Source organism: Streptomyces sp. NBC_00388, from assembly GCF_036061255.1.
Lineage (GTDB): Bacteria > Actinomycetota > Actinomycetes > Streptomycetales > Streptomycetaceae > Streptomyces.
Map to the genome: position 1 here is coordinate 1,022,812 of NZ_CP107948.1, position 18,862 is coordinate 1,041,673.

The following is an 18,862-nucleotide window of genomic DNA, read 5'->3' on the forward strand; positions in this document are numbered from 1 at the left end:
CCTGGTAGCTCATAGGTATGCAGGACACACTGCTGTGGCGGGCTCCGGTGACCCGGTCACCGCCGTGCGACGGCGCCCCGGGACGGCGGCGTGGCCCGGTCGGGGTGTGCCCCCTCCACCGGGGGTACGGCGGGGGGCCCGGCGCCCGCGTTCCCGGCATACGCCCGGGAGAGGGCGGCGCTCCCGCTCAGCCGTACGCCTCTTCGCCGAGCTCCAGCGTGGCGGTCCCCGCCGTGCTGTCGGCGAGCCAGGCCCGGAAGTCCCCGGCATCGGCGTCCGGCAGCCCGATCTCGATCGTCACCGCCTCCGCGTAGCGCACCGCGCGCACGACGCGCCCGGTGGCCCGCAGATCGTTCTCCAGCTTGCCCGCGCGCTGGTGGTCGACGGTGACCGTGGCGAGCCGGTAGCGCTGCCTGACGACGGTGCCGAGCGCGTCCAGGGCCTCTCCGACGGCGCCGCCGTACGCCCGGATCAGCCCGCCCGCTCCCAGCTTCACCCCGCCGAAGTAGCGGGTGACGACGGCGACCGCGTACCGCGTCTCGCGCCGCAGCAGCATCTGGAGCATCGGCACACCGGCGGTGCCGCCGGGCTCGCCGTCGTCGCCGGCCTTCTGTACGGAGGCATCGGCGCCGATGACGTAGGCGAAGCAGTGGTGGGACGCGCCCGGGTGCTCCTTGCGGATGCGGGCGAGGAAGGCCTGTGCCTCCTCCTCGGTCGCGGCGGGCGCCAGTGCGCAGACGAAACGCGATCGGCTGATCTCGGTCTCGTGCACACCCTCGCGGGCGACTGTCCGGTACTGCTCCTGCATCGGGCCAGCCTATGCGGCGTGGCGGGAATGGTCGTCGCGGGTGCGCCGTTGTCCTGACATGGACGCAGACACGGAGACCATCAGGAGGATCCTCACCGCGACCGGCGACACCTGGGCGGTGGTGGGTCTGTCGAACAACAGGGCACGAGCCGCCTACGGGGTGGCCGGGGTGCTGCGGCGCTTCGGCAAGCGCGTCGTGCCGGTGCACCCCAAGGCCGAGACGGTCAACGGCGAACAGGGGTACGCGTCGCTCTCCGCCGTCCCCTTCCCGGTGGACGTCGTCGATGTCTTCGTGAACAGCGATCTGGCGGGCGCGGTGGCCGACGAGGCGGTGGCCATCGGCGCGAAAGCCGTCTGGTTCCAGCTCGGTGTGATCGACGAGGCGGCGTACGGCCGGGTCAGGACAGCGGGCCGCGACATGGTCATGGACCGGTGCCCGGCCATAGAGATCCCCGCTCTGGGCTGACGCGTACGCGGTCCGGCGCCCGGGACGGCTGTGCTCGCGTCAGCCGCCGGGCCCTTCGACGACGACAGCGCCCGGCAGCCCTGCGAACGTCCTCCCGGGGACGATGAACCTTGCCGCTGCGGCGGCCACTGCCGACCAGCACCCGGTCCAGGTCCACGACGGCCGGGTCCACGACGGCCGGGTCCACGACGGCCGGGTCCACGAGCAGCGGCCGGGCGGCGGGCAGTCCGACGGGGGTGATTCCCCCCCCTACGCCATGCCCGTCCCGCCGGTGGCCGTCCCCCTGGGGGCGAAGGACGCCTTGCGCACGCCGAGTTGCCTGCGGACGGCGCCATTCACATCGAGCCGGGTACGGGAGAGCACCGGACGGGCGGCGAGCGTGGTCTCACCGCCGCGCTTGCCGGCGACGACGCGGTTCGCCGATACGCCGAGCAGCTCCTGCCCGTAGTGCTCCACGAAGGCGGCCGTATCGGCGATCTCCGGGTCGCTGTCCACGTGGACGAGGTCGTGGAGCGGGACGTCGCCCTGCCGGTTCCGGACCGCGTCGGCGACCGGCGCGGTGAGCAGGCCGAGGCAGTCCCGGGCGGGGCGGACGTCGTCGAAGGAGCCGACGGGAGCACGCATACGGCTCACGCCGACAGCCGCCGCCCGTGCCCCGGTTGCGGCCGGGCAGCCCTCACCGTCCGCCTCTTCCATGCGGCTCGTCCGTGGGACGCGGGGCGCGTGCCGGCCAGGAGGGGCGGCGCCCGGGAGCCGTCAGGAAGGGCCGGACTCCAGGCTTCCGAGGGCGATGAGCTGTTCCGGGGTGACACCCGCCGGGATGGGGACCGGGGCGGGCGTCCGCAGCGGGGGCTGCCACCCGTTCTCCGCGTCCCAGCTCCGCACGATCCGCGCGGGCGCACCGGCGACCACCGAGTGGTCGGGCACCTCGCCGCGCACCACCGCGCCCGCGGCGACCACCACGTTGCGGCCGAGCCGGGCCCCGGGAAGGATCACCGCGCCCGTACCGAGCCAGCAGCCGGGGCCGATCTCGACCGGCTCGGTGCGCGGCCACTGCCGGCCGACGGGTTCGTGCGGATCGTCGTAGCTGTGGTTCGTGGACGTGATGTAGACGTACGGCCCGCAGTAGGTGTCCGATCCGACGGTGACCCGGGTGTCGGCGATGACATGGCTGCCGCGCCCGAGCACCACGCCGTCGCCCAGCGTCAGGATCGGGTCGGGCCCGAGGTCCAGATCGGGCATCATCCCCGCGGTCAGCGTGACCTGCTCGCCGATGATGCAGTGCGAGCCCAGCTCGATCCACGGCTCCCCGAAGACGGCCCCCTGGGGAAAGGCGAGCCTCGTACCGGCGCCGATCCGGCGGAAACGCAGTTTCCCCGGCCGCTCCGCCGTCACCGCGCCCGCCCGCTGCGTCCACTGCCATCCGGCGTGCAGGACACGGGATGTCAGCGAAGAGAACGTGTTTCTGTTCCGGGCCACCCCCACACCGTACTCAGCAGGCCGGGCAGCGATCAGAGGGGCGGGCTGTGATCTTCGACCCACCGTCGCTTACGGTGCCGGGGGGCGCGGCGCGGCACACACGGAGCGAACCCGCGGGCCCTGTGACGCGGGAAGCGATGCGGGAAGCAAGGAGACAGCAGTGGCGGAGCAGGCCTTGATCAGCGGTGTCGGCGGCCGGGAGCCGGTGGTCGATCCGCAGTCCTTCACGGCGCCGACATCCGTCGTCGTCGGCGATGTGACGCTGGCCGCGGGTGCCAGCGTCTGGTACCACACGGTGCTGCGGGCCGACTGCGGGCCGATCGTGATCGGCGCGGACAGCAACATCCAGGACAACTGCACGGTGCATGTGGACCCGGGCTTCCCGGTCACGGTCGGCGAGCGGGTGTCCGTCGGGCACAACGCGGTCCTGCACGGGTGCACGGTCGAGGACGACGTACTCGTCGGGATGGGCGCGACGGTCCTCAACGGCGCGCACATCGGCGCCGGTTCCCTGATCGCCGCCCAGGCGCTGGTGCCGCAGGGCATGCGGGTCCCGCCGGGCTCACTGGTCGCCGGGGTCCCGGCGAAGGTCAGGCGCGAGCTGTCCGACGAGGAACGCGAGGGCATCAAGCTCAACGCGGCCATGTACCTGGAGCTGGTGAAGGGCCACCGCGAGGTGGGCTGAGCGGGCCGCGCCCGGGTGCGGCGCCCCGCTGCCCGAGGCTGAGGTCCTGGGGGCGCCGCGACAGCCAGGGCGCTTCCCAGCCTCCGGCCGGGGGCCCACGCAGCGTTGCCCGGGCACCCCGATGCCTCCCGTGTGCGAGCGGCCTCCGTCTCGCGGTCCGCCGCGCGCTGATCCACCAGGAACGACGGGACAGCCCTTAGCCTGGAAAGGGCCGCGCGCCCCGCGCGGGAGCCTGTGACCAGGAGACGGAGTCCATGGGTGCGGACCGCGCTGTGGAGCCACCGGCCGTGCCGGGCGGCCCGCCTCCGGTGCGCACCACGGGGCGCACCCGGCGGCGCGGTCCGCTGTCCGGCCCCTGGCCGGTCCTCGCCGCCGTGTCGCTGGGCGGTGTCGCCGGAGCGTCGGCCAGGTACGGCGCCGGTCTGCTCTGGCCCACGGCGCCCGGCGGTTTCCCCTGGACGACACTGCTGGTGAACGCCGTGGGGTGTGCGCTGATCGGTGTGTTCATGGTGGTGATCACCGATGTGTGGGCGGCTCACCGCCTGGTGCGGCCGTTCTTCGGCACCGGGGTGCTCGGCGGTTTCACCACGTTCTCCACCTACGCGGTGGACATCCAGCGGCTGGTGGCGGACGGGCATGTCCGTACCGGTCTGGCATATCTGGGGCTGACGCTGCTCGCGGCTCTCGCGGCGGTGTGGAGCGCGGTGTGGGCGACCCGCCGCGCCGTCGCATGGAGGCAGACATGACCGGGCCGAGTGGTACCGACGCCCTGCGGGCGACCGTCTTCGTCGGGGAGTCCGACCTCTGGCACCACAGGCCGGTGTACTCGGAGATCGTGCACCGGGCCCACCGCGCCGGGCTGGCCGGTGCGAGCGTCTTCCGCGGTATCGAGGGGTTCGGCGCCTCGTCGCTGATCCATACCCAGCGGCTGCTGTCGATGAGCGAGGACCTTCCGGTGGCCGTGGTGATCGTGGACACCGCCGACAGGATCCGGGCGTTCCTGCCCCAGCTCGGCGAGCTCATCACCGAAGGCGTGGTGACCCTGGACGCGTGCGAGGTCATCCACTACCCGGCGGCCCCGCCGGACCGCTGAGCCGCCGGCCCGTGACCGGGCGCGGGCCCGTCCGGCCGGACCGGTCCGTGCCGGCTCAGTCGGCCGGTACGGAGTCCGGCTGCTCGGCAGCCGCCTCGGCCCTCGCGTGCGCCTTCTTCGCCCGGTTCTTGATGACGAGCATCGAGGCCACCCCGAGCACGGCGGCCACGGCGAGGCCCGCGTACGAGAAGTTCTTGAACCACGACTCCGCGACGACACCCACGTAGTAGACGGCGGCGGTGGTGCCGCCCGCCCACAGGATCCCGCCGAGCATGTTGGCGGTGAGGAACTTCCAGTACGGCATGTGCAGTACGCCGGCGAGCGGCCCCGCGAAGATCCGGAGCAGGGCGATGAAGCGGCCGAAGAAGACCGCCCACATGCCCCACTTCTCGAACGACCGCTCGGCCATGGCGATGTTCGCCCCGCTGAAGTGCCCGGGGAACTTACGGCCGAGCCAGGCGATGAGCGGACGTCCGCCCTTGCGGCCGATCGCGTAACCGATCGAGTCTCCGACGACCGCGCCCGCCGAGGCGCAGATGCCCAGCACCAGTGGGTCGATATGGCCCTGCTGCGAGGCCAGCAGGGCGGCGCTGACCAGAACGATCTCCCCGGGCAGCGGGATCCCGAGGCTCTCCACCCCGATGACCACCGCGACCAGAAGATAAATACTCAGTGCCGGAATCGTCTCCAGCCATGCCTGGACGTGCAACGCCGGCCCCTGCCCTTCGAAGTACCCGTCTGACGGGAGGCACGCCCCCCGCGCCACCTTGCGGAAAGCCTACCCGCTCACCCGGGAACGCCCCGGGACAGCAGGAGGCGCCCCCGCGTCCGGGGGCGCCCTGCGGATCCTTCGCTCACGAAGCCGGGTGTCAGGAGTTCGGGCGCAGCGTCCAGACCACGGTCATCTCACCGGTGACGGCGTCGTCCGCGCGCCGGATCTCGATGTGGACCGGGAACTCGGGACGCTCCCCCGCGTCCAGTTCCGCCACCACATCGGCCACCGGGCGGCCCAGGGTGGCGGTCGCCGTGACGTCACCCATCGCGAGCTTCTTGTAGGCGATCTCGGCCCGGACCGCGAGCGGTACGGCGCGCGTCATCAGGTCGCCGAACGCGGCGATGACGATCGCGCCGCTCGCCGACTCCGCGAGCGTGAACATGGCGCCCGCGTGGGGGCCGCCGACGTGGTTGTGGTAGTCGGGCTGGTCCGGCAGCCGGACGACGGCCCGCTCCGTCGTCGTCTCGACGAACTCCAGGTCGAGGGTCCTGGCCATGGGGACGGTGGCAGCGAGCAGTTCGCCTGCGGACATCTGGTCTGCGGTCATGGAACGGCAGGTTACCCGCGAGTAGGCCCGGTTGGCCATCCCCGTCCGGGGGCGGCCGTAGCGACGTGACCCTGTCACCTCTATGGTTACTCGCCATGTGGCCAGGACAGCAGCCGCCCGGGGGCGAGCAGAACCCGCAGGACCAGAATCCGAATCCCTATCAGCAGCCGGGGTACCAGCAGCCGAACCCTTACCAGCAGGGACAACCTCAGCCCGGCCCTCCGCAGCAGGGAGCCCCGCAGGGTTACCAGCAGCCCAATCCGTACCAGCAGCCGACGGCGCCGCAGTACGCGGTGGGAACACCGCCCGGCGGACCCCGCTCGCCTCAGGACAAGAGGAGGACGACGGTCATCGCGATCATCTCCGCGACGGCGGTCGTCGCCACCGCGGTGATCACCGGTGTGGTCGTCCTCAAGGACGACGGGGACAAGGGCGGCACGGTCCAGGCCGGCAAGAAGTCGCCCTCCCCCTCCGCGAGCCGGGGCAGCTCGTCGCCTGCGGCCAACCCGCGCGCAGGGGGCGAGGCGGCCAAGCCCGTCGTCGCCGGGTGGAAGGTCGTCGTGAACCCGAAGTGGGGCACGGCCTTCGACGTACCGCCGGAGTGGGAAGTGGCGTCGTCCGGCACGTTCAGCGGCTTCGAGGACGACAAGGGCAAGACACTGATCGGCCAGTCGGCGCCCGCGTTCTACAAGTCCAAGTGGTGCACGGAGGACTCCGACAAGGACGGCTACACCGAGGACACCGGCCTCGGCGGGGCGGGGACCAAGGGGGCGGACGGCGCCAAGGACACCCAGCAGGTCGCCGAGAACCAGGTGCCCTGGTGGGTCTACGGCGCCTACACGCAGCCGGACAGGAAGCTGGTGAAGACCTCCAAGGCGAAGCCGTACACGACCACATCCGGGGTCAAGGGCAGCCTCGCCCGCGCCTGGGCGACCGGCGTGCCGAAGAAGTCGAAGTGCACCACCGACGGCCAGGCCATCACCTTCGGCTTCAAGAACTCCAAGGGCGACTTCGTCGCGTTCTCGCTCTACAACAGCACGGGCGTCCCCGGGGCCCTCCCCCAGGCGACGGTCGACAAGATCCTGAGCACGGTACGGCTGGCAGGCGCGCCCACCGGCGGAAGTGACAGCTGAGGTTCAAAACCCGGCGCAATCCGACCCGATCCGGTCGGTTGTGCCCGTTTCAAGCCGATTTTCCATCGCTTCGGCGTTTGGCATGGAGGGGCGGCGGCAGCGATAGTCCCTGAGTGACGACTCCTGCCGCCGCCCCGGCGCACTCCCGCCGCCCCGCGTGGGCCGGGCGCAACTACACCCTGCTCACAGCCGCCGCCGTGGTGACGAGCCTGGGCAGCAACGGCGCTCTGATCGCCTCGGCGTTCGCGGTGCTGGACACCGGGGGCAGCAGCAGCGACGTGGGCCTCCTCGCGGCGGCCCGCACGCTGCCGCTGGTGCTCTTCCTGCTGATCGGCGGCGCGCTGGCGGACCGGCTGCCGCGTCACCGGGTGATGGTCGCGGCCAACGCCCTGAACTGCGTCTCCCAGGCGGCTTTCGCCGTCCTGGTCCTCACCGGTCACCCGCCGCTCTGGCAGATGATGACGCTCACCGCGCTGTGCGGCACGGGCCAGGCGTTCTTCTCGCCCGCGTCGGAGGGCATGCTGCTCTCCAGCGTCCAGGGCGAGGAAGCGGGCCGGGCCTTCGCGTTCTACCGGATGGCCATGCAGGGTGCGGGGATCGGCGGTGCCGCGCTGGGCGGCGCGCTGATCGCCGCCATCGGGCCGGGCTGGGTCCTCGCCGTCGACGCTGCGGCCTTCGCCGTCGCGGGATCCTTCCGGGCTTTCCTGGACGTCAGTCATATCCCGCCCCGCGTACCGGGCGGCGGGATGCTGGCCGATCTGCGGGACGGCTGGCGTGAGGTCACCGGGCGGCCCTGGCTGTGGAGCATCATTCTCCAGTTCGCCGTCGTCAACGCCGTGATCGGCGCGGCGGAGGCGGTGTACGGGCCGCTGGTCGCCCGGGATTCGCTGGGCGGCGCGGGCCCGTGGGGGCTGTCGCTGGCTGCCTTCGGCGCGGGCACCGTCATCGGGGCACTGATCATGACCCGCTGGAAGCCGCGCAGGCTGCTGCTGACCGGGGCGCTGTGCGTCTTCCCGCTGGCGCTGCCGTCCGCGGCGCTTGCCGTGCCGGTGCCGTTCGCCGCCCTGGTGGGCGTGATGTTCTTCAGCGGCGTCCTGGTCGAGACCTTCGGTGTCTCCTGGATGACCGCGCTGCACCAGGAGATCCCGGAGGACAAGTTCTCCCGGGTCAGCGCCTACGACTGGCTCGGCTCGCTCGCCATGCTCCCGCTGGCCACGGCGTTGGCGGGCCCCGCCGAGCAGACCTTCGGGAGGACCGCGTCGCTGTGGGGGTGCGCGGGGCTCGTGGTGCTGCTGACGGCCGCTGTGCTGTGTGTGCCCGGGGTCCGGAATCTGACCCGCCGCACGGCCGGGGACGGTGCGTCCGCCGCCCCCGGGATGCCGGACGGGACCGTCCCGGTGGGTACGGCCGGTGTGGACACGGGTGCGGTGAGCACCCCCGCGGCCCACGTGCCCGTGGGCCGCCTCGCCGCCGAGGACTCCCCCGGCGCCGGACCGTCAGCCGATGCTGAAGGCACCGTCGGGCGGCTCGGGTGAGGCGACCGCCTCCGCGTCCGTGACCGGGCGGGCCGGGCCCGTGAACCTGGCCAGCGACGCGCCGTGCTCGACGCGTGCGGGAAAGGCGTCGGATGCCGTACGGCGGCTGAGTGCCGCGATGTCCAGTCCGGCGTCCGATGCGACGAGGACCGCGTTCCCGAAACGGCGGCCGCGCAGCACGGACGGCTCGGCGATGAGCGCGACCTCCGTGAACACCTCCCGGAACGTGGCGAGCTGGGTGCGCAGGAAGCCGAACGGCGCTCCGTCGGCGAGGTTCGCCGCGTAGACCCCGCCGGTGCGAAGTACCCGGGCGGCGGACCGTGCGTACTCGACGGACGTGAGATGGGCCGGCACCCGTGAGCCGCCGAAGACGTCGGCGATCAGGAGATCGGCCGACGCCGCGGGCCTGCCGTCCAGCCACGCCCTGGCGTCCAGGGCGTGCACGGTGATGCCCGGACCGGGCGGCAGCGGCAGATGTTCCCCGACCAGCGCGAGCAGTCCCCGGTCGGCCTCCACCACGTCCTGCCGTGAGCCCGGCCGGAGCGCGGCCACGTAGCGGGGCAGCGTGAGGGCGCCCCCGCCGAGATGCACGACGTCGAGGGGCTCGCCCGGCCCGGCCGCGCAGTCGACGACGTGTCCGAGCCTGCGGGCGTACTCGAATTCCAGGTACTCCGGGTGGTCCAGGTCCACATACGACTGCGGTGCGCCGTCGACCGTCAGCAGCCAGGCCCGCTCCCGGTCGATGTCGGGCAGCAGCCTCGCGGTGCCCTGGTCCACGTCCCGGATCACCGGTATCGCCTCGTTCACCGTCCCATTGTGCCGTCCGGGGGCACGGACCGGCGCCGCCTCCCCCTGTGCGGGGAGGCGGCGCCGGGGCGGATCGTTCACCCGGCGGCGCTGTCGCCGATGACCTCGGTGACGGTACCGGCGGCGACCGTGCGGCCGCCCTCACGGACGGCGAAGCCGAGGCCGGGCTCCAGCGGTACGCCACGGCCGAGTACGACGGTCATGGTGACCGTCTCTCCCGGCCGGGCGACGCCGCGGCCGCCGAGACCGACGTCACCGACCACGTCCGCGGTACGGATGTAGAACTGCGGCCGGTACCCGGTGGCGACCGGGGTGGTCCGTCCGCCCTCGGCCGCCGACAGGACGTACACCCGGGCGGTGAAGCGGCGCCGGGGGCCGACGCTGTCCGGCGCGGCCACCACGTCCCCGCGGCGCACCGCGTCGCGTGGCACCCCGCGCAGCAGCAGCGCCACGTTGTCGCCCGCCTCCGCTTCGTCCATCGGCTTGCCGAAGGTCTCCAGACCGGTGACGACCGTGCTGGACGGAGCGCCGGCGCCCAGCAGCTGCACCCGGTCGCCCACCCGGATCCTGCCGCGCTCGACGGCGCCCGTGACGACCGTGCCGCGTCCGGTGATGGTGAGCACATTCTCCACCGGGAGCAGGAACGGCGCGTCGGTGTACCGCTCGGGCGTCGGCACATAGGTGTCCACCGCGTCGAGCAGCGCCTCGACCGAGGCGGTCCAGCGCGGGTCGCCCTCCAGCGCCTTGAGCCCCGAGACCCGTACGACCGGGACGGCGTCCCCGCCGTACCCGTGGGCGGAGAGCAGCTCGCGGACCTCCAGCTCGACCAGGTCGGTCAGCTCCGGGTCCCCCGCGTCCGCCTTGTTGAGGGCGACCACGATGTGGTCGACGCCGACCTGGCGGGCCAGCAGGACGTGCTCGGCAGTCTGGGGCATGATCCCGTCGAGCGCGGAGACGACGAGGATCGCCCCGTCGAGCTGCGCGGCTCCGGTGACCATGTTCTTGATGTAATCCGCGTGGCCCGGCATGTCCACGTGGGCGTAGTGGCGGGTGTCCGTCTCGTACTCCACGTGCGCGAGGTTGATGGTGATGCCGCGCTGTGTCTCCTCGGGCGCCCGGTCGATCCGGCCGGAGGGGACGAAGGAGGTCGTGCTGTCGGCGCGGTCACTGAGCACCTTGGTGATGGCCGCGGTCAGGGTGGTCTTGCCGTGGTCGACGTGGCCCATGGTGCCGATGTTGAGGTGGGGCTTGGTGCGCACGTATGCCGTCTTGGGCATGGCCTTTTCTTCCTCGGGAGTGTCGAAGCGTGACGGGACCCCTCGTTCCGGCCGACCCTCCCCCTGCGGGGTCCGCCGGACTGTCCGGGAAGAGTCAGCTTCGGGCGCCGCCGAGGGGCGCTGCGGCAACAGCCGCACGGTGCGCGGCCATTGCCGCGGACGCGGGGACACCGGCAGCCTCCGGCGCGTCCGCGACTGCGGACGGCGCTGAGAGGAAGGCGTACCGGAACATGCCGCTGATCCTGCCCCCGGAGCCCTCGCCGCGTCGACCGCTTTTCCGCCCGGAACCTCCCCGGGCCTTCTCCGCGCGCGGGAGGCCCGGGGGCCATTACGGCGATCACACACCGGTGTCGGCTAGTCTCCCCGGATGCTGGAGCCCGCCACCCGCTCGTCCGCAGGCCTGACCGCACGCTGTGCCAGGGCACTTGCCTCGCCCTGGTCCCGGCTGTCCCTGCTCGTCGTCCTGCTGGTGTCCGCCGCGACGCTGATGCTCCTCTTCCAGCCGCAGCGGCTCCTCTCGGCGGGCTGGCCGCCGGAGCTCAGCGGTGTCTCCGCGGTCGTGCTGTTCTCCGCCGCGTACGGCGCCTGCACGGCCGCCTTCGTGCCCCGTCCGCTGCTGAACCTCGCGGCGGGCGCCCTCTTCGGCAGTCAGGCAGGACTGGCCGCCGCCGTCGCCGGTACGGTGCTGGGGGCCGGAATCTCCTTCGGCCTCGGTCGGCTGCTCGGGCAGAGCGCGCTCCGGCCGATGCTGCGCGGACGCTGGCTGAAGGCGGCCGATGCCCAGCTGAGCAGCCACGGCTTCCGTTCGATGCTGGCGCTGCGGCTCTTCCCCGGGGTGCCGTTCGCCGCGGCCAACTACTGCGCCGCGGTCTCCCGTATGGGGTGGCTGCCGTTCCTGCTGGCGACGGGGCTCGGCTCGGTCCCGAACACGGCGGCGTACGTGGTGGCGGGCAGCGAGGCCTCGTCCCCCACGTCACCGGCCTTCCTCTTCTCGATGGGCTTCATCGTGGTGTCGGGGGCCGGGGGCGCGTGGGTCGCCTGGCGCAAGCGGCACCGGCTGCGCGGGCGCTGACGGCCCGGGGGCCCGCGGCGGGGGCAGTTGGCCGGCCGTACGGGCGAGGGTCACCGGCCGTACACCTTCGCCGGTTACGTTCCTTGCGCATCAGCCCCTTGATCCTTTGGACGGCCCTCACCCATGTCTTGGTTCGAATCGTTCGTCCTCGGATTCGTACAGGGGCTGACGGAGTTTCTGCCCGTGTCCTCCAGCGCCCATCTGCGGCTCGCCTCGGCCTTCGCGGGCTGGCCCGACGCGGGCGCCGCCTTCACGGCGATCACGCAGATCGGCACCGAGGCCGCGGTCATCATCTACTTCCGCAAGGACATCGCCAGGATCGTCTCGGCCTGGTTCCGCTCGCTCACCGACCGTTCGCTGCGCGGCGGTCACGATGCCCGGATGGGCTGGCTCGTCATCGTCGGGACGATCCCGATCGGTGTCCTGGGGATTCTGCTGAAGGACCAGATCGACACCACCTTCCGTGACCTGCGGGTCATCGCCTTCACCCTGATCGCGATGGGCCTCGTGCTGGGCACCGCCGACCGGCTGGCCGCCCGCGACGAGAGCGGGGGCCGGCACCGGGCGGGCCGGGAGCGCAAGTCCCTCCAGGAGCTGAGCGTCCGGGACGGCCTGGTCTACGGGCTCTGCCAGGCGCTCGCGCTGGTCCCGGGCGTCTCCCGCTCCGGCGCCACCATCAGCGGCGGCCTGCTGATGGGGTACACGCGTGAAGCGGCGGCCCGGTACTCGTTCCTGCTGGCGATCCCCGCGGTCCTCGCCTCCGGGGCCTTCGAGTTGAAGGACGCGGGCGGCGACGGCCGCGCGGCGTGGGGACCGACGCTGCTCGCGACGGTCGTGGCGTTCGCCGTGGGATACGCGGTCATCGCCTGGTTCATGAGATTCATCTCGTCGAGGAGCTTCATGCCGTTCGTGGTCTACCGGGTCCTGCTGGGCATCGCCCTGTTCTTCCTGGTCGGAACGGGCGTGCTGAGCCCCGACGCGGGTCCGGCCGGGGGCTGAGGCGGCGGAAACTCCGCACGGCCGGCGAAGCCGCGCGCTACCGTGCCGGTCATGATGACCGCTCAGGACCTGCTGGACGTCGTCGCCCTGCTGCGCGGAGCGGGCGCCGAGGTCTGGCTCGCGGGCGGCTGGGGCGTCGACGCGCTCGTGGGCGAACAGACCAGGGACCACCGCGACATCGACCTCCTGCACCGCGAGGAGCAGGAACCGGCCCTGCTGGCCGCACTGTCGGCGGCCGGTTTCGCCGAGACGCTGGACCGGCGCCCGGCCCGCTTCGTGTACACCCACCCTTCGGGGCGCGAGATCGACCTCCACCCCCTGGTCTTCGCCCCGGACGGTTCGGCCCTGCAGCAGTCACTGGATCCGGCGGAGCCGTTCCGCTACCCCGCGGAGTGCTTCGTCACCGGCACCGTCGCCGGTACGGCCGTCGGCTGCATCTCCGCCGGGCAGCAGGCGCTCCTGCACCAGGGGTACGAGCCGACCGGCCGGGACCGGCACGACATGGCCCGGCTGCGCCGCGTCCGCGGGATCGTCACGCCGTACTGAGCGGGCGGCGCCGTCCTGAGCGGCCAGGCTCCGGGGCGGCGATGCCGCCGCCGTACGGGGAGCTGTCGGCGCGTGTCACGTGCCCGGCCCGGGCCTCTTGTCCCGGCCCGCGGGCGGCTCAGCGGGCGGACCGGCCTCCGGGGCGGGCGGCTCCTGTTCCGGGGCGGACGGATCCGTCTCCGGTCCGGCGGACGCGCCGGGCTCCGAAGACCTGGGCTGCTCCAGGGCTTCCATCCCCGGCAGGGGTATCCCCAGCGCGGACAGGCCCTGTTTCGCTGCCTCGACCTCGTCGGCGGAGAGCCCTGGCACGGCGGACTCCAGGGCCTCCGCCCCGGTGGTCGCGCCGGTTGTGTCCGGTCCGGTCCGCTGCGTGACCGCCGTGTCCTCCCCGCTCCCGGGAGGCTGCGCCCCCGGCGCCTGCGGGTACCGCTGGGCACGCTCCAGGAACCGGAGCAGCTCGACCGGGAACGGCAGAACCAGCGTGGAGTTCTTCTCGGACGCGACCTCGGCCACCGTCTGCAGCAGACGCAGCTGGAGAGCTGCCGGGTGCTCGGACATCGCCTCGGCGGCCTGGGCCAGCTTCTTCGACGCCTGGAGCTCGGCATCCGCGTTGATGACGCGGGCCCGCCGCTCACGGTCCGCCTCGGCCTGTCGTGCCATCGACCGTTTCATCGTCTCGGGCAGCGACACGTCCTTGATCTCCACCCGGTCGATCTGGACACCCCAGCCGATCGCCGGGCTGTCGATCATCAGCTCAAGACCCTGGTTCAGCTTCTCGCGATTGGACAGCAGATCGTCCAGATCGCTCTTGCCGATGATCGAGCGGAGCGACGTCTGTGCCATCTGGGAGACAGCGAACCGGTAGTCCTCGACGGCGATGATCGCGTCGGCCGCGTTGACCACCTTGAAGTAGACGACCGCGTCCACCCGCACCGTCACGTTGTCGCGCGTGATGCCCTCCTGCGCGGGGACCGGCATCGTCACGATCTGCAGGTTCACCTTGCGGAGCTTGTCCACGCCGGGGAGCACCGTGGTGAATCCCGGAAGCCGCTCCGCCTCGCGCAGCCGGCCGAAGCGGAAGACGACGCCGCGTTCGTACTGCTTGACCACGCGGGCCGCGGAGAGTCCGTACACCGCGGCGAGGCACAGGATCACCACGACCGCTGTCAGAATTGCTTCCACCATCACGACCCCCTAGCGCCCGAGTCGTTTACCTTTCCTACGATATGCCCCGAATGCCTTTTCCGACGATCGCGCAGGAACCGGGCGGCTCTCCAGAGCAGGGCGAGTGCGAGAAGCGCGGCGGTGATCAGCAGCCAGCGGGTCAGGAACACTCCGCCCGGCAGACCGGTGGCGCTCGCGTACCGCTCAGGCGGGCCGAGGATCAGCGGGGACCAGACGAGCAGCAGCAGCGCGGAGAGGGCGGCCGGGATCCTGAGGGTGCGGGTCCACCCCCTGCCGGCCACTCCGGGCAGCCCGCGCAGGGCCCGGTCGGCCAGCGAGTACAGCGGGATCAGCACCAGGTCCTGGACCAGCGCGGCGCCCACGAACCAGGCGGCGATCGCGAACCAGTCGCCCGCCAGCAGCCGCACCCCCGCGTATCCCGCCACGGCGAAGGAGCCGAGCAGCGTCGTGAGCTGAAGCGGGCCGGCCCCGTAGAAGCGCCGGAGCCGCCGCATCACAGCGCCCCGAAGGTCAGCGAAGCAACCCACTTGGTGTTGAGGACGCCCGGAGCGGCGGGGACGATGATCCGCGCCGGGTAGCCGTGGTCGAGCGAGAGTGCGGCGCCGTTGACCCGCAGGGCCAGCAGCGAGAGCGGGTCGCGGACCTGGTTGTCCCGCAGCGCCACCTCCCGGAAGGAACCGTGGAGCTGGAGTGACCGTACGAGCACGTCCGGCGCCCGGTCCGCCGGGCCGACCAGCGCGGCCAGGTCCCGCAGCCGGACCCCCTGCCAGCTCTGGTCCGGTGTCGACCACCCCTCCACGCAGGCGATGGGGAGGCGTGCCCGGTGCTGCGGCAGTCGCAGCAGCTCCTCGCGGGACAGCCGCACCGAGCCGCCGGGGCCCCGTACCTCCAGGCGCCAGCCCGCGCCGGTGACCCGGGGGCGGATGCCCGCGAGCGCTGCGGTCTTGTTGATCTGGAAACCGTTCGGGCCGCGTCCTGGTTCCGCGCCGCCGTGCGGGGCGAGCAGCGCCACCCGGCGCAGGGGCCCTCCGACGCTCTGGCCCGCCGTCACCGCCAGCAGCAGGAGAGACCCCCCGCCGACGAGCCCGGCGAGGCCCCGCCGGGAGAGCGTCATCGCGGCCGGGTGCGGTGCGACGAGCCCGGATCCGTCCGGTGGCTCCTGCTGCCGGGCCGCGGGCTCACGCAGTGGCGCCCGCAGCCCCCGCTCGCGTACCACTCGCAGAGCCATGGGCAGGCGCAGGATCACATGCGCGGCGAAGGCGCCGGTGAACACCCACGCGCCGTAGAAGTGCAGCGGGTAGAACGACCCGGGGAAGAGGTAGTCGAGCTGGACGTTGAGCAGGCCCGTGACGAATTCGAAGAGGACCCCGCCGACCAGCAGAAGCAGCGAGACACGCTCCAGTGCGTGGGCCACCGACCGGGCCGGCGGCAGCGCGAAGAGCTTGGGGACGACCGACCACAGCTTGGCCAGCAGCACCGGTACCAGCACGACACCGAGCGTCACGTGCACACCCTGGGTGAGGCGGTAGAGCCAGTGCGGGCCGGTGGGCCACGGGAAGAGGTAGAAGCCGAGCAGGCCCTTGCCCGGCGTCTTGTCGTTGACCGGGGCGAGATCCGGGTTGTAGGCGGCGTAGGAGAGCAGGCCCGTCACGACCAGCACCGTGATGCCGCCCAGCAGGACGAGGCCCAGCAGCGCAGTCAGCCACGGGCCGCGCAGCGGACTGCGCCAGAACCCGGGCGCGGCGGGTGAGAGGATCTGCGAGGCTTTCTGCTTGTCGCGCATGGCACTTCCCAGCCGGTTCCGGCGGTGGTCGTCCACTGCCGCGCCCCGACGTTAAGCCGCCGCGGCGGCCGATCGGGGGCTGCGACTGATGACGAAACGCTGACGTCCCAGGACCGGAGCGGGAATCTGACGGTTCGGTGACGGACGGCGGCGTCCCCGCCCCGCCCGGCCCCTGGCGGCCTAGCGTGGAGCCGTGACAGCCCCCGCCCCCCTCGCCCGGACATCCGCCGAGCCTGCTCCTCCGGCACGCCGGGGACGCCGCCCGGACGCCGTCGCCGCCCTCGCCGGGGCGCTGCTCGTCGCTGTGGCCGCCGTCGTCGGCACCGCCATCCAGAACGCCGGCGGCACCCTGCACGTGGCATGGCCGCCGCTGCTCGCGGCGTGGTTCCCGCATGCGGGGCCGGGCACGCCCGCCGCCGTGGCCGTCGCGGCCGGGGCGGTCGTCCACGGTCCCGCGCTCGCCGGCCGGCTGTCCTGGCGGTCGCTGACCCTCACGGTCTGGGGCGCGGCGACCGCCTGGATCTGGTCGCTGGCCCTGGTCGACGGCTGGCAGCGGGGCGTGGCGAACCGGCTCACGAACCGGAACGAATACCTCAGCGTCATCGACCGGTTCGCGCACATCGGTCCGACGCTGCGCGGTTTCGACCAGCACATCCTGATCGGCCATCCCCACAACTGGCCCGCCCATGTGGCGGGGCATCCGCCGGGCGCCACGCTGACCTTCGTCTGGCTTGACCGGATCGGGCTGGGCGGCGGGGGCTGGGCGGGCACCTGGTGCATCATGGTCGGCGGATCGGCCGCGGTCGCCGTGCTGGTGGCCCTGCGCGCGCTGACGAGCGAGCGGACCGCGCGCCGGGCGGCGCCCTTCCTCGTCCTGGCACCGGCCGCCGTCTGGATCGGGACATCCGCCGACGGGTACTTCGCGGCGGTCGCCGCCTGGGCGGTCGCCCTGCTGGCCCTGTCGGCAACCCGCGCGGTCCGCCGCCCCGCACTCGTCGCCCTGTCCGCGGGGTTGCTGTTCGGCTGGGCCCTCTATCTCTCGTACGGGCTGGCCCTGTTCGCGGTGCCCGCAGTGGCGGTCCTGCTCCTCGCCCGTTCGGCTCGCCCGCTGGCACCCGCGCTGTCCGGAGTGGCCCTCGTCGCCCTGGCGTTCACGCTCGCGGGCTTCGACTGGTGGGAGGCGTACGGCCTGCTGGTCGAGCGCTACTACCAGGGCGTGGGCGGTGACCGGCCGCAGAGCTACTGGGTCTGGGGCAACCTGGCCTGCGCCGTGATCATCACCGGTCTGGCCTCCGTGGCGGGGCTGCGGCGTGCCGGGGCCGCGGTCCCGGGTGCGGCCCGCCGCTGGTACGGCGGACGGGACGACGCCGCCGACCGGCTGGGCATCCTCGTCCTGACCGTCCTGCTCGCACTGCTCGCCGCGGACCTGTCGGGCATGAGCAAGGCGGAGACGGAACGGATCTGGATCCCCTTCGCGCTCTGGCTGCTGCCCGCGGCGGCGCTGCTGCCGGGCGCGGACCGGCGCCGCTGGCTGACGCTCCAGGCGGTCCTCGCCCTGCTCGTCAACCATCTGCTGCTCACCACCTGGTGATAGCGGGCGGAGAGGGCGGCCCGGTGCGGAGTTCCGCACCGGGCCGCCCTCCTCGTACCGGCGGCTCACCCGGGTACCGGCGGCTCAGGCAGGCGGTGTACCGCGGAACGCGCCGAGGATCCGCCCGGCGGCGAGGGTCGGCGTCAGTGTGCCGTCGCGCAGCTCCTGTTCGAGCTGCGGGGCGAGCCTTCTGACGTCCGGATGGTCCTGCAGCTCCTTCAGCAGCCCCTCGCGCACCATGGTCCAGGCCCAGTCGACCTGCTGGTCACGGCGTTTGGCTGCCAGCCTGCCCGACCCGTCCAGGACCTTGCGGTGCTGTTCGAGCCGCTCCCACACGGTGTCGAGGCCGAGTGACTCCCGGGCGCTGCAGCTGAGGACCGGCGGGGTCCAGGCGGCGTCGGACGGATGCATCAGCCGCAGGGCGCCCGCGAGTTCACGGGCGGCCGAGCGTGCGTCGCGTTCGTGCGGGCCGTCCGCCTTGTTGACCGCGATGACGTCGGCCAGCTCCAGTACCCCCTTCTTGATGCCCTGCAGCTGATCGCCGGTGCGGGCCAGGGTGAGCAGCAGGAAGGAGTCCACCATGTCCGAGACGGCGGTCTCGGACTGGCCGACACCGACGGTCTCGACGAGCACGACGTCGTAGCCGGCCGCCTCCACCACGACCATGGCCTCCCTGGTGGCGCGGGCCACCCCGCCGAGGGTCCCGGCGGTCGGGGAGGGCCTGACGAAGGCGGCCGGGTCCACGGCCAGCCGCTCCATCCGGGTCTTGTCGCCCAGGATGGAGCCGCCGGTCCTGCTGGAGGACGGGTCGACGGCGAGCACCGCCACCCGGTGGCCCAGACCCGTGAGCAGCGTGCCGAACGCGTCGATGAAGGTGGACTTCCCGACGCCCGGCACCCCGCTGATCCCGATCCGGCGCGCCTTCCCCGCGTGCGGGAGCAGGGCGGTCAGGAGCTGCTGGGCGAGGGCCCGGTGGTCCGCACGAGTGGATTCCACCAGGGTGATGGCACGTGCGACGGTGGCCCGCGACCCGTCGATGACGCCCTGGGCGTAGCGGTCGGGATCGATGTGAGGTGCCATC

Annotated in this window: 20 protein-coding genes and 1 pseudogene; 10 read left to right on the forward strand and 11 right to left on the reverse strand. The window is 72.8% G+C overall.

Going from position 1 to position 18,862, the window contains the following annotated elements; all coding sequences use genetic code 11:
• Window positions 1–187 precede the first annotated feature (187 nt).
• The gene (locus tag OG917_RS04615) at window positions 188–808 is read right to left on the reverse strand and encodes a YigZ family protein (protein ID WP_328316239.1); all 621 of its coding nucleotides are present in this window, start codon (window positions 806–808) and stop codon (window positions 188–190) included.
• Between the two features lie 58 nt (window positions 809–866).
• On the opposite strand from OG917_RS04615, the gene OG917_RS04620 reads away from it, so the two are divergent.
• Window positions 867–1,274: a CoA-binding protein gene (locus tag OG917_RS04620; RefSeq protein ID WP_328316240.1), complete on the forward strand. Its 408-nt coding sequence runs from the start codon at window positions 867–869 to the stop codon at window positions 1,272–1,274.
• A 39-nt stretch (window positions 1,275–1,313) separates the two neighbouring features.
• Here OG917_RS04620 and OG917_RS04625 read toward each other — a convergent pair.
• Together OG917_RS04625 and OG917_RS04630 are read right to left on the reverse strand one after the other, a co-directional pair.
• Window positions 1,314–1,898: pseudogene (locus OG917_RS04625) on the reverse strand (YbaK/EbsC family protein).
• 132 nt (window positions 1,899–2,030) lie between these two features.
• Window positions 2,031–2,753, reverse strand: a complete 723-nt coding sequence (locus OG917_RS04630) for an acyltransferase (RefSeq protein ID WP_328316241.1) — start codon at window positions 2,751–2,753, stop codon at window positions 2,031–2,033.
• 160 nt (window positions 2,754–2,913) lie between these two features.
• On the opposite strand from OG917_RS04630, the gene OG917_RS04635 reads away from it, so the two are divergent.
• The 3 genes from OG917_RS04635 to OG917_RS04645 all read left to right on the forward strand — a co-directional run bounded on the left by OG917_RS04635 (window position 2,914) and on the right by OG917_RS04645 (window position 4,531).
• Window positions 2,914–3,438, forward strand: a complete 525-nt coding sequence (locus OG917_RS04635; protein WP_328316242.1) for a gamma carbonic anhydrase family protein — start codon at window positions 2,914–2,916, stop codon at window positions 3,436–3,438.
• A gap of 254 nt (window positions 3,439–3,692) precedes the next feature.
• Complete coding sequence (locus tag OG917_RS04640; protein ID WP_328316243.1) at window positions 3,693–4,184, forward strand: fluoride efflux transporter FluC; 492 nt, start codon at window positions 3,693–3,695, stop codon at window positions 4,182–4,184.
• Window positions 4,181–4,531, forward strand: a complete 351-nt coding sequence (locus OG917_RS04645) for a DUF190 domain-containing protein (protein ID WP_328316244.1) — start codon at window positions 4,181–4,183, stop codon at window positions 4,529–4,531. The genes OG917_RS04640 and OG917_RS04645 overlap by 4 nt, the downstream gene beginning before the upstream one ends.
• Window positions 4,532–4,586: 55 nt before the next feature.
• On the opposite strand, the gene OG917_RS04650 is transcribed toward OG917_RS04645, so the two are convergent.
• Both OG917_RS04650 and OG917_RS04655 read right to left on the reverse strand, forming a co-directional pair.
• Window positions 4,587–5,240 carry a DedA family protein gene (locus OG917_RS04650; RefSeq protein WP_328316245.1) on the reverse strand — a complete coding sequence of 218 codons (654 nt, stop codon included), beginning with the start codon at window positions 5,238–5,240 and terminating at the stop codon, window positions 4,587–4,589.
• Between the two features lie 160 nt (window positions 5,241–5,400).
• Window positions 5,401–5,838 carry a DUF4442 domain-containing protein gene (locus OG917_RS04655; protein ID WP_328321656.1) on the reverse strand — a complete coding sequence of 146 codons (438 nt, stop codon included), beginning with the start codon at window positions 5,836–5,838 and terminating at the stop codon, window positions 5,401–5,403.
• Window positions 5,839–5,948: 110 nt separating this feature from the next.
• Here OG917_RS04655 and OG917_RS04660 point away from each other — a divergent pair, with 110 nt between their 5' ends.
• The gene (locus OG917_RS04660) at window positions 5,949–6,986 is read left to right on the forward strand and encodes a hypothetical protein (protein WP_328316246.1); all 1,038 of its coding nucleotides are present in this window, start codon (window positions 5,949–5,951) and stop codon (window positions 6,984–6,986) included.
• Window positions 6,987–7,099: 113 nt separating this feature from the next.
• Complete coding sequence (locus OG917_RS04665) at window positions 7,100–8,521, forward strand: MFS transporter (RefSeq protein ID WP_328316247.1); 1,422 nt, start codon at window positions 7,100–7,102, stop codon at window positions 8,519–8,521.
• On the opposite strand, the gene OG917_RS04670 is transcribed toward OG917_RS04665, so the two are convergent.
• Window positions 8,483–9,328 (reverse strand): spermidine synthase, encoded by an 846-nt coding sequence (locus OG917_RS04670; RefSeq protein ID WP_328316248.1) that lies wholly within the window; start codon window positions 9,326–9,328, stop codon window positions 8,483–8,485. The genes OG917_RS04665 and OG917_RS04670 overlap by 39 nt on opposite strands.
• Before the next feature lie 77 nt (window positions 9,329–9,405).
• The gene (tuf, locus tag OG917_RS04675; protein ID WP_328316249.1) at window positions 9,406–10,605 is read right to left on the reverse strand and encodes an elongation factor Tu; all 1,200 of its coding nucleotides are present in this window, start codon (window positions 10,603–10,605) and stop codon (window positions 9,406–9,408) included.
• Window positions 10,606–10,972: 367 nt separating this feature from the next.
• On the opposite strand from tuf, the gene OG917_RS04680 reads away from it, so the two are divergent.
• The 3 genes from OG917_RS04680 (at window position 10,973) to OG917_RS04690 (ending at window position 13,222) form a co-directional block, all read left to right on the forward strand.
• Complete coding sequence (locus OG917_RS04680; RefSeq protein WP_328316250.1) at window positions 10,973–11,677, forward strand: TVP38/TMEM64 family protein; 705 nt, start codon at window positions 10,973–10,975, stop codon at window positions 11,675–11,677.
• 123 nt (window positions 11,678–11,800) lie between these two features.
• A complete protein-coding gene (locus tag OG917_RS04685) occupies window positions 11,801–12,676 on the forward strand; it encodes an undecaprenyl-diphosphate phosphatase (RefSeq protein WP_328316251.1) in 876 nt (291 codons plus the stop codon).
• A 51-nt stretch (window positions 12,677–12,727) separates the two neighbouring features.
• Window positions 12,728–13,222: a nucleotidyltransferase domain-containing protein gene (locus tag OG917_RS04690; RefSeq protein ID WP_328316252.1), complete on the forward strand. Its 495-nt coding sequence runs from the start codon at window positions 12,728–12,730 to the stop codon at window positions 13,220–13,222.
• Between the two features lie 75 nt (window positions 13,223–13,297).
• On the opposite strand, the gene OG917_RS04695 is transcribed toward OG917_RS04690, so the two are convergent.
• From OG917_RS04695 to OG917_RS04705, 3 genes are read right to left on the reverse strand one after another with little or no spacing between them, the layout of a single operon-like run.
• Window positions 13,298–14,407 (reverse strand): slipin family protein, encoded by a 1,110-nt coding sequence (locus OG917_RS04695; protein ID WP_328316253.1) that lies wholly within the window; start codon window positions 14,405–14,407, stop codon window positions 13,298–13,300.
• Window positions 14,407–14,901 (reverse strand): hypothetical protein, encoded by a 495-nt coding sequence (locus OG917_RS04700; RefSeq protein WP_328316254.1) that lies wholly within the window; start codon window positions 14,899–14,901, stop codon window positions 14,407–14,409. Before OG917_RS04700 ends, OG917_RS04695 begins: the two co-directional genes overlap by 1 nt.
• Complete coding sequence (locus OG917_RS04705) at window positions 14,901–16,190, reverse strand: molybdopterin-dependent oxidoreductase (protein ID WP_328316255.1); 1,290 nt, start codon at window positions 16,188–16,190, stop codon at window positions 14,901–14,903. The genes OG917_RS04700 and OG917_RS04705 overlap by 1 nt, the downstream gene beginning before the upstream one ends.
• Window positions 16,191–16,383: 193 nt before the next feature.
• Between OG917_RS04705 and OG917_RS04710 the strand changes: the two genes are divergently transcribed.
• Window positions 16,384–17,781 (forward strand): hypothetical protein, encoded by a 1,398-nt coding sequence (locus OG917_RS04710; RefSeq protein ID WP_328316256.1) that lies wholly within the window; start codon window positions 16,384–16,386, stop codon window positions 17,779–17,781.
• Window positions 17,782–17,865: 84 nt separating this feature from the next.
• Here OG917_RS04710 and meaB read toward each other — a convergent pair whose 3' ends face one another.
• The gene (gene meaB, locus OG917_RS04715) at window positions 17,866–18,861 is read right to left on the reverse strand and encodes a methylmalonyl Co-A mutase-associated GTPase MeaB (RefSeq protein WP_328316257.1); all 996 of its coding nucleotides are present in this window, start codon (window positions 18,859–18,861) and stop codon (window positions 17,866–17,868) included.
• Between the last annotated feature and the right edge of the window lies 1 nt (window position 18,862).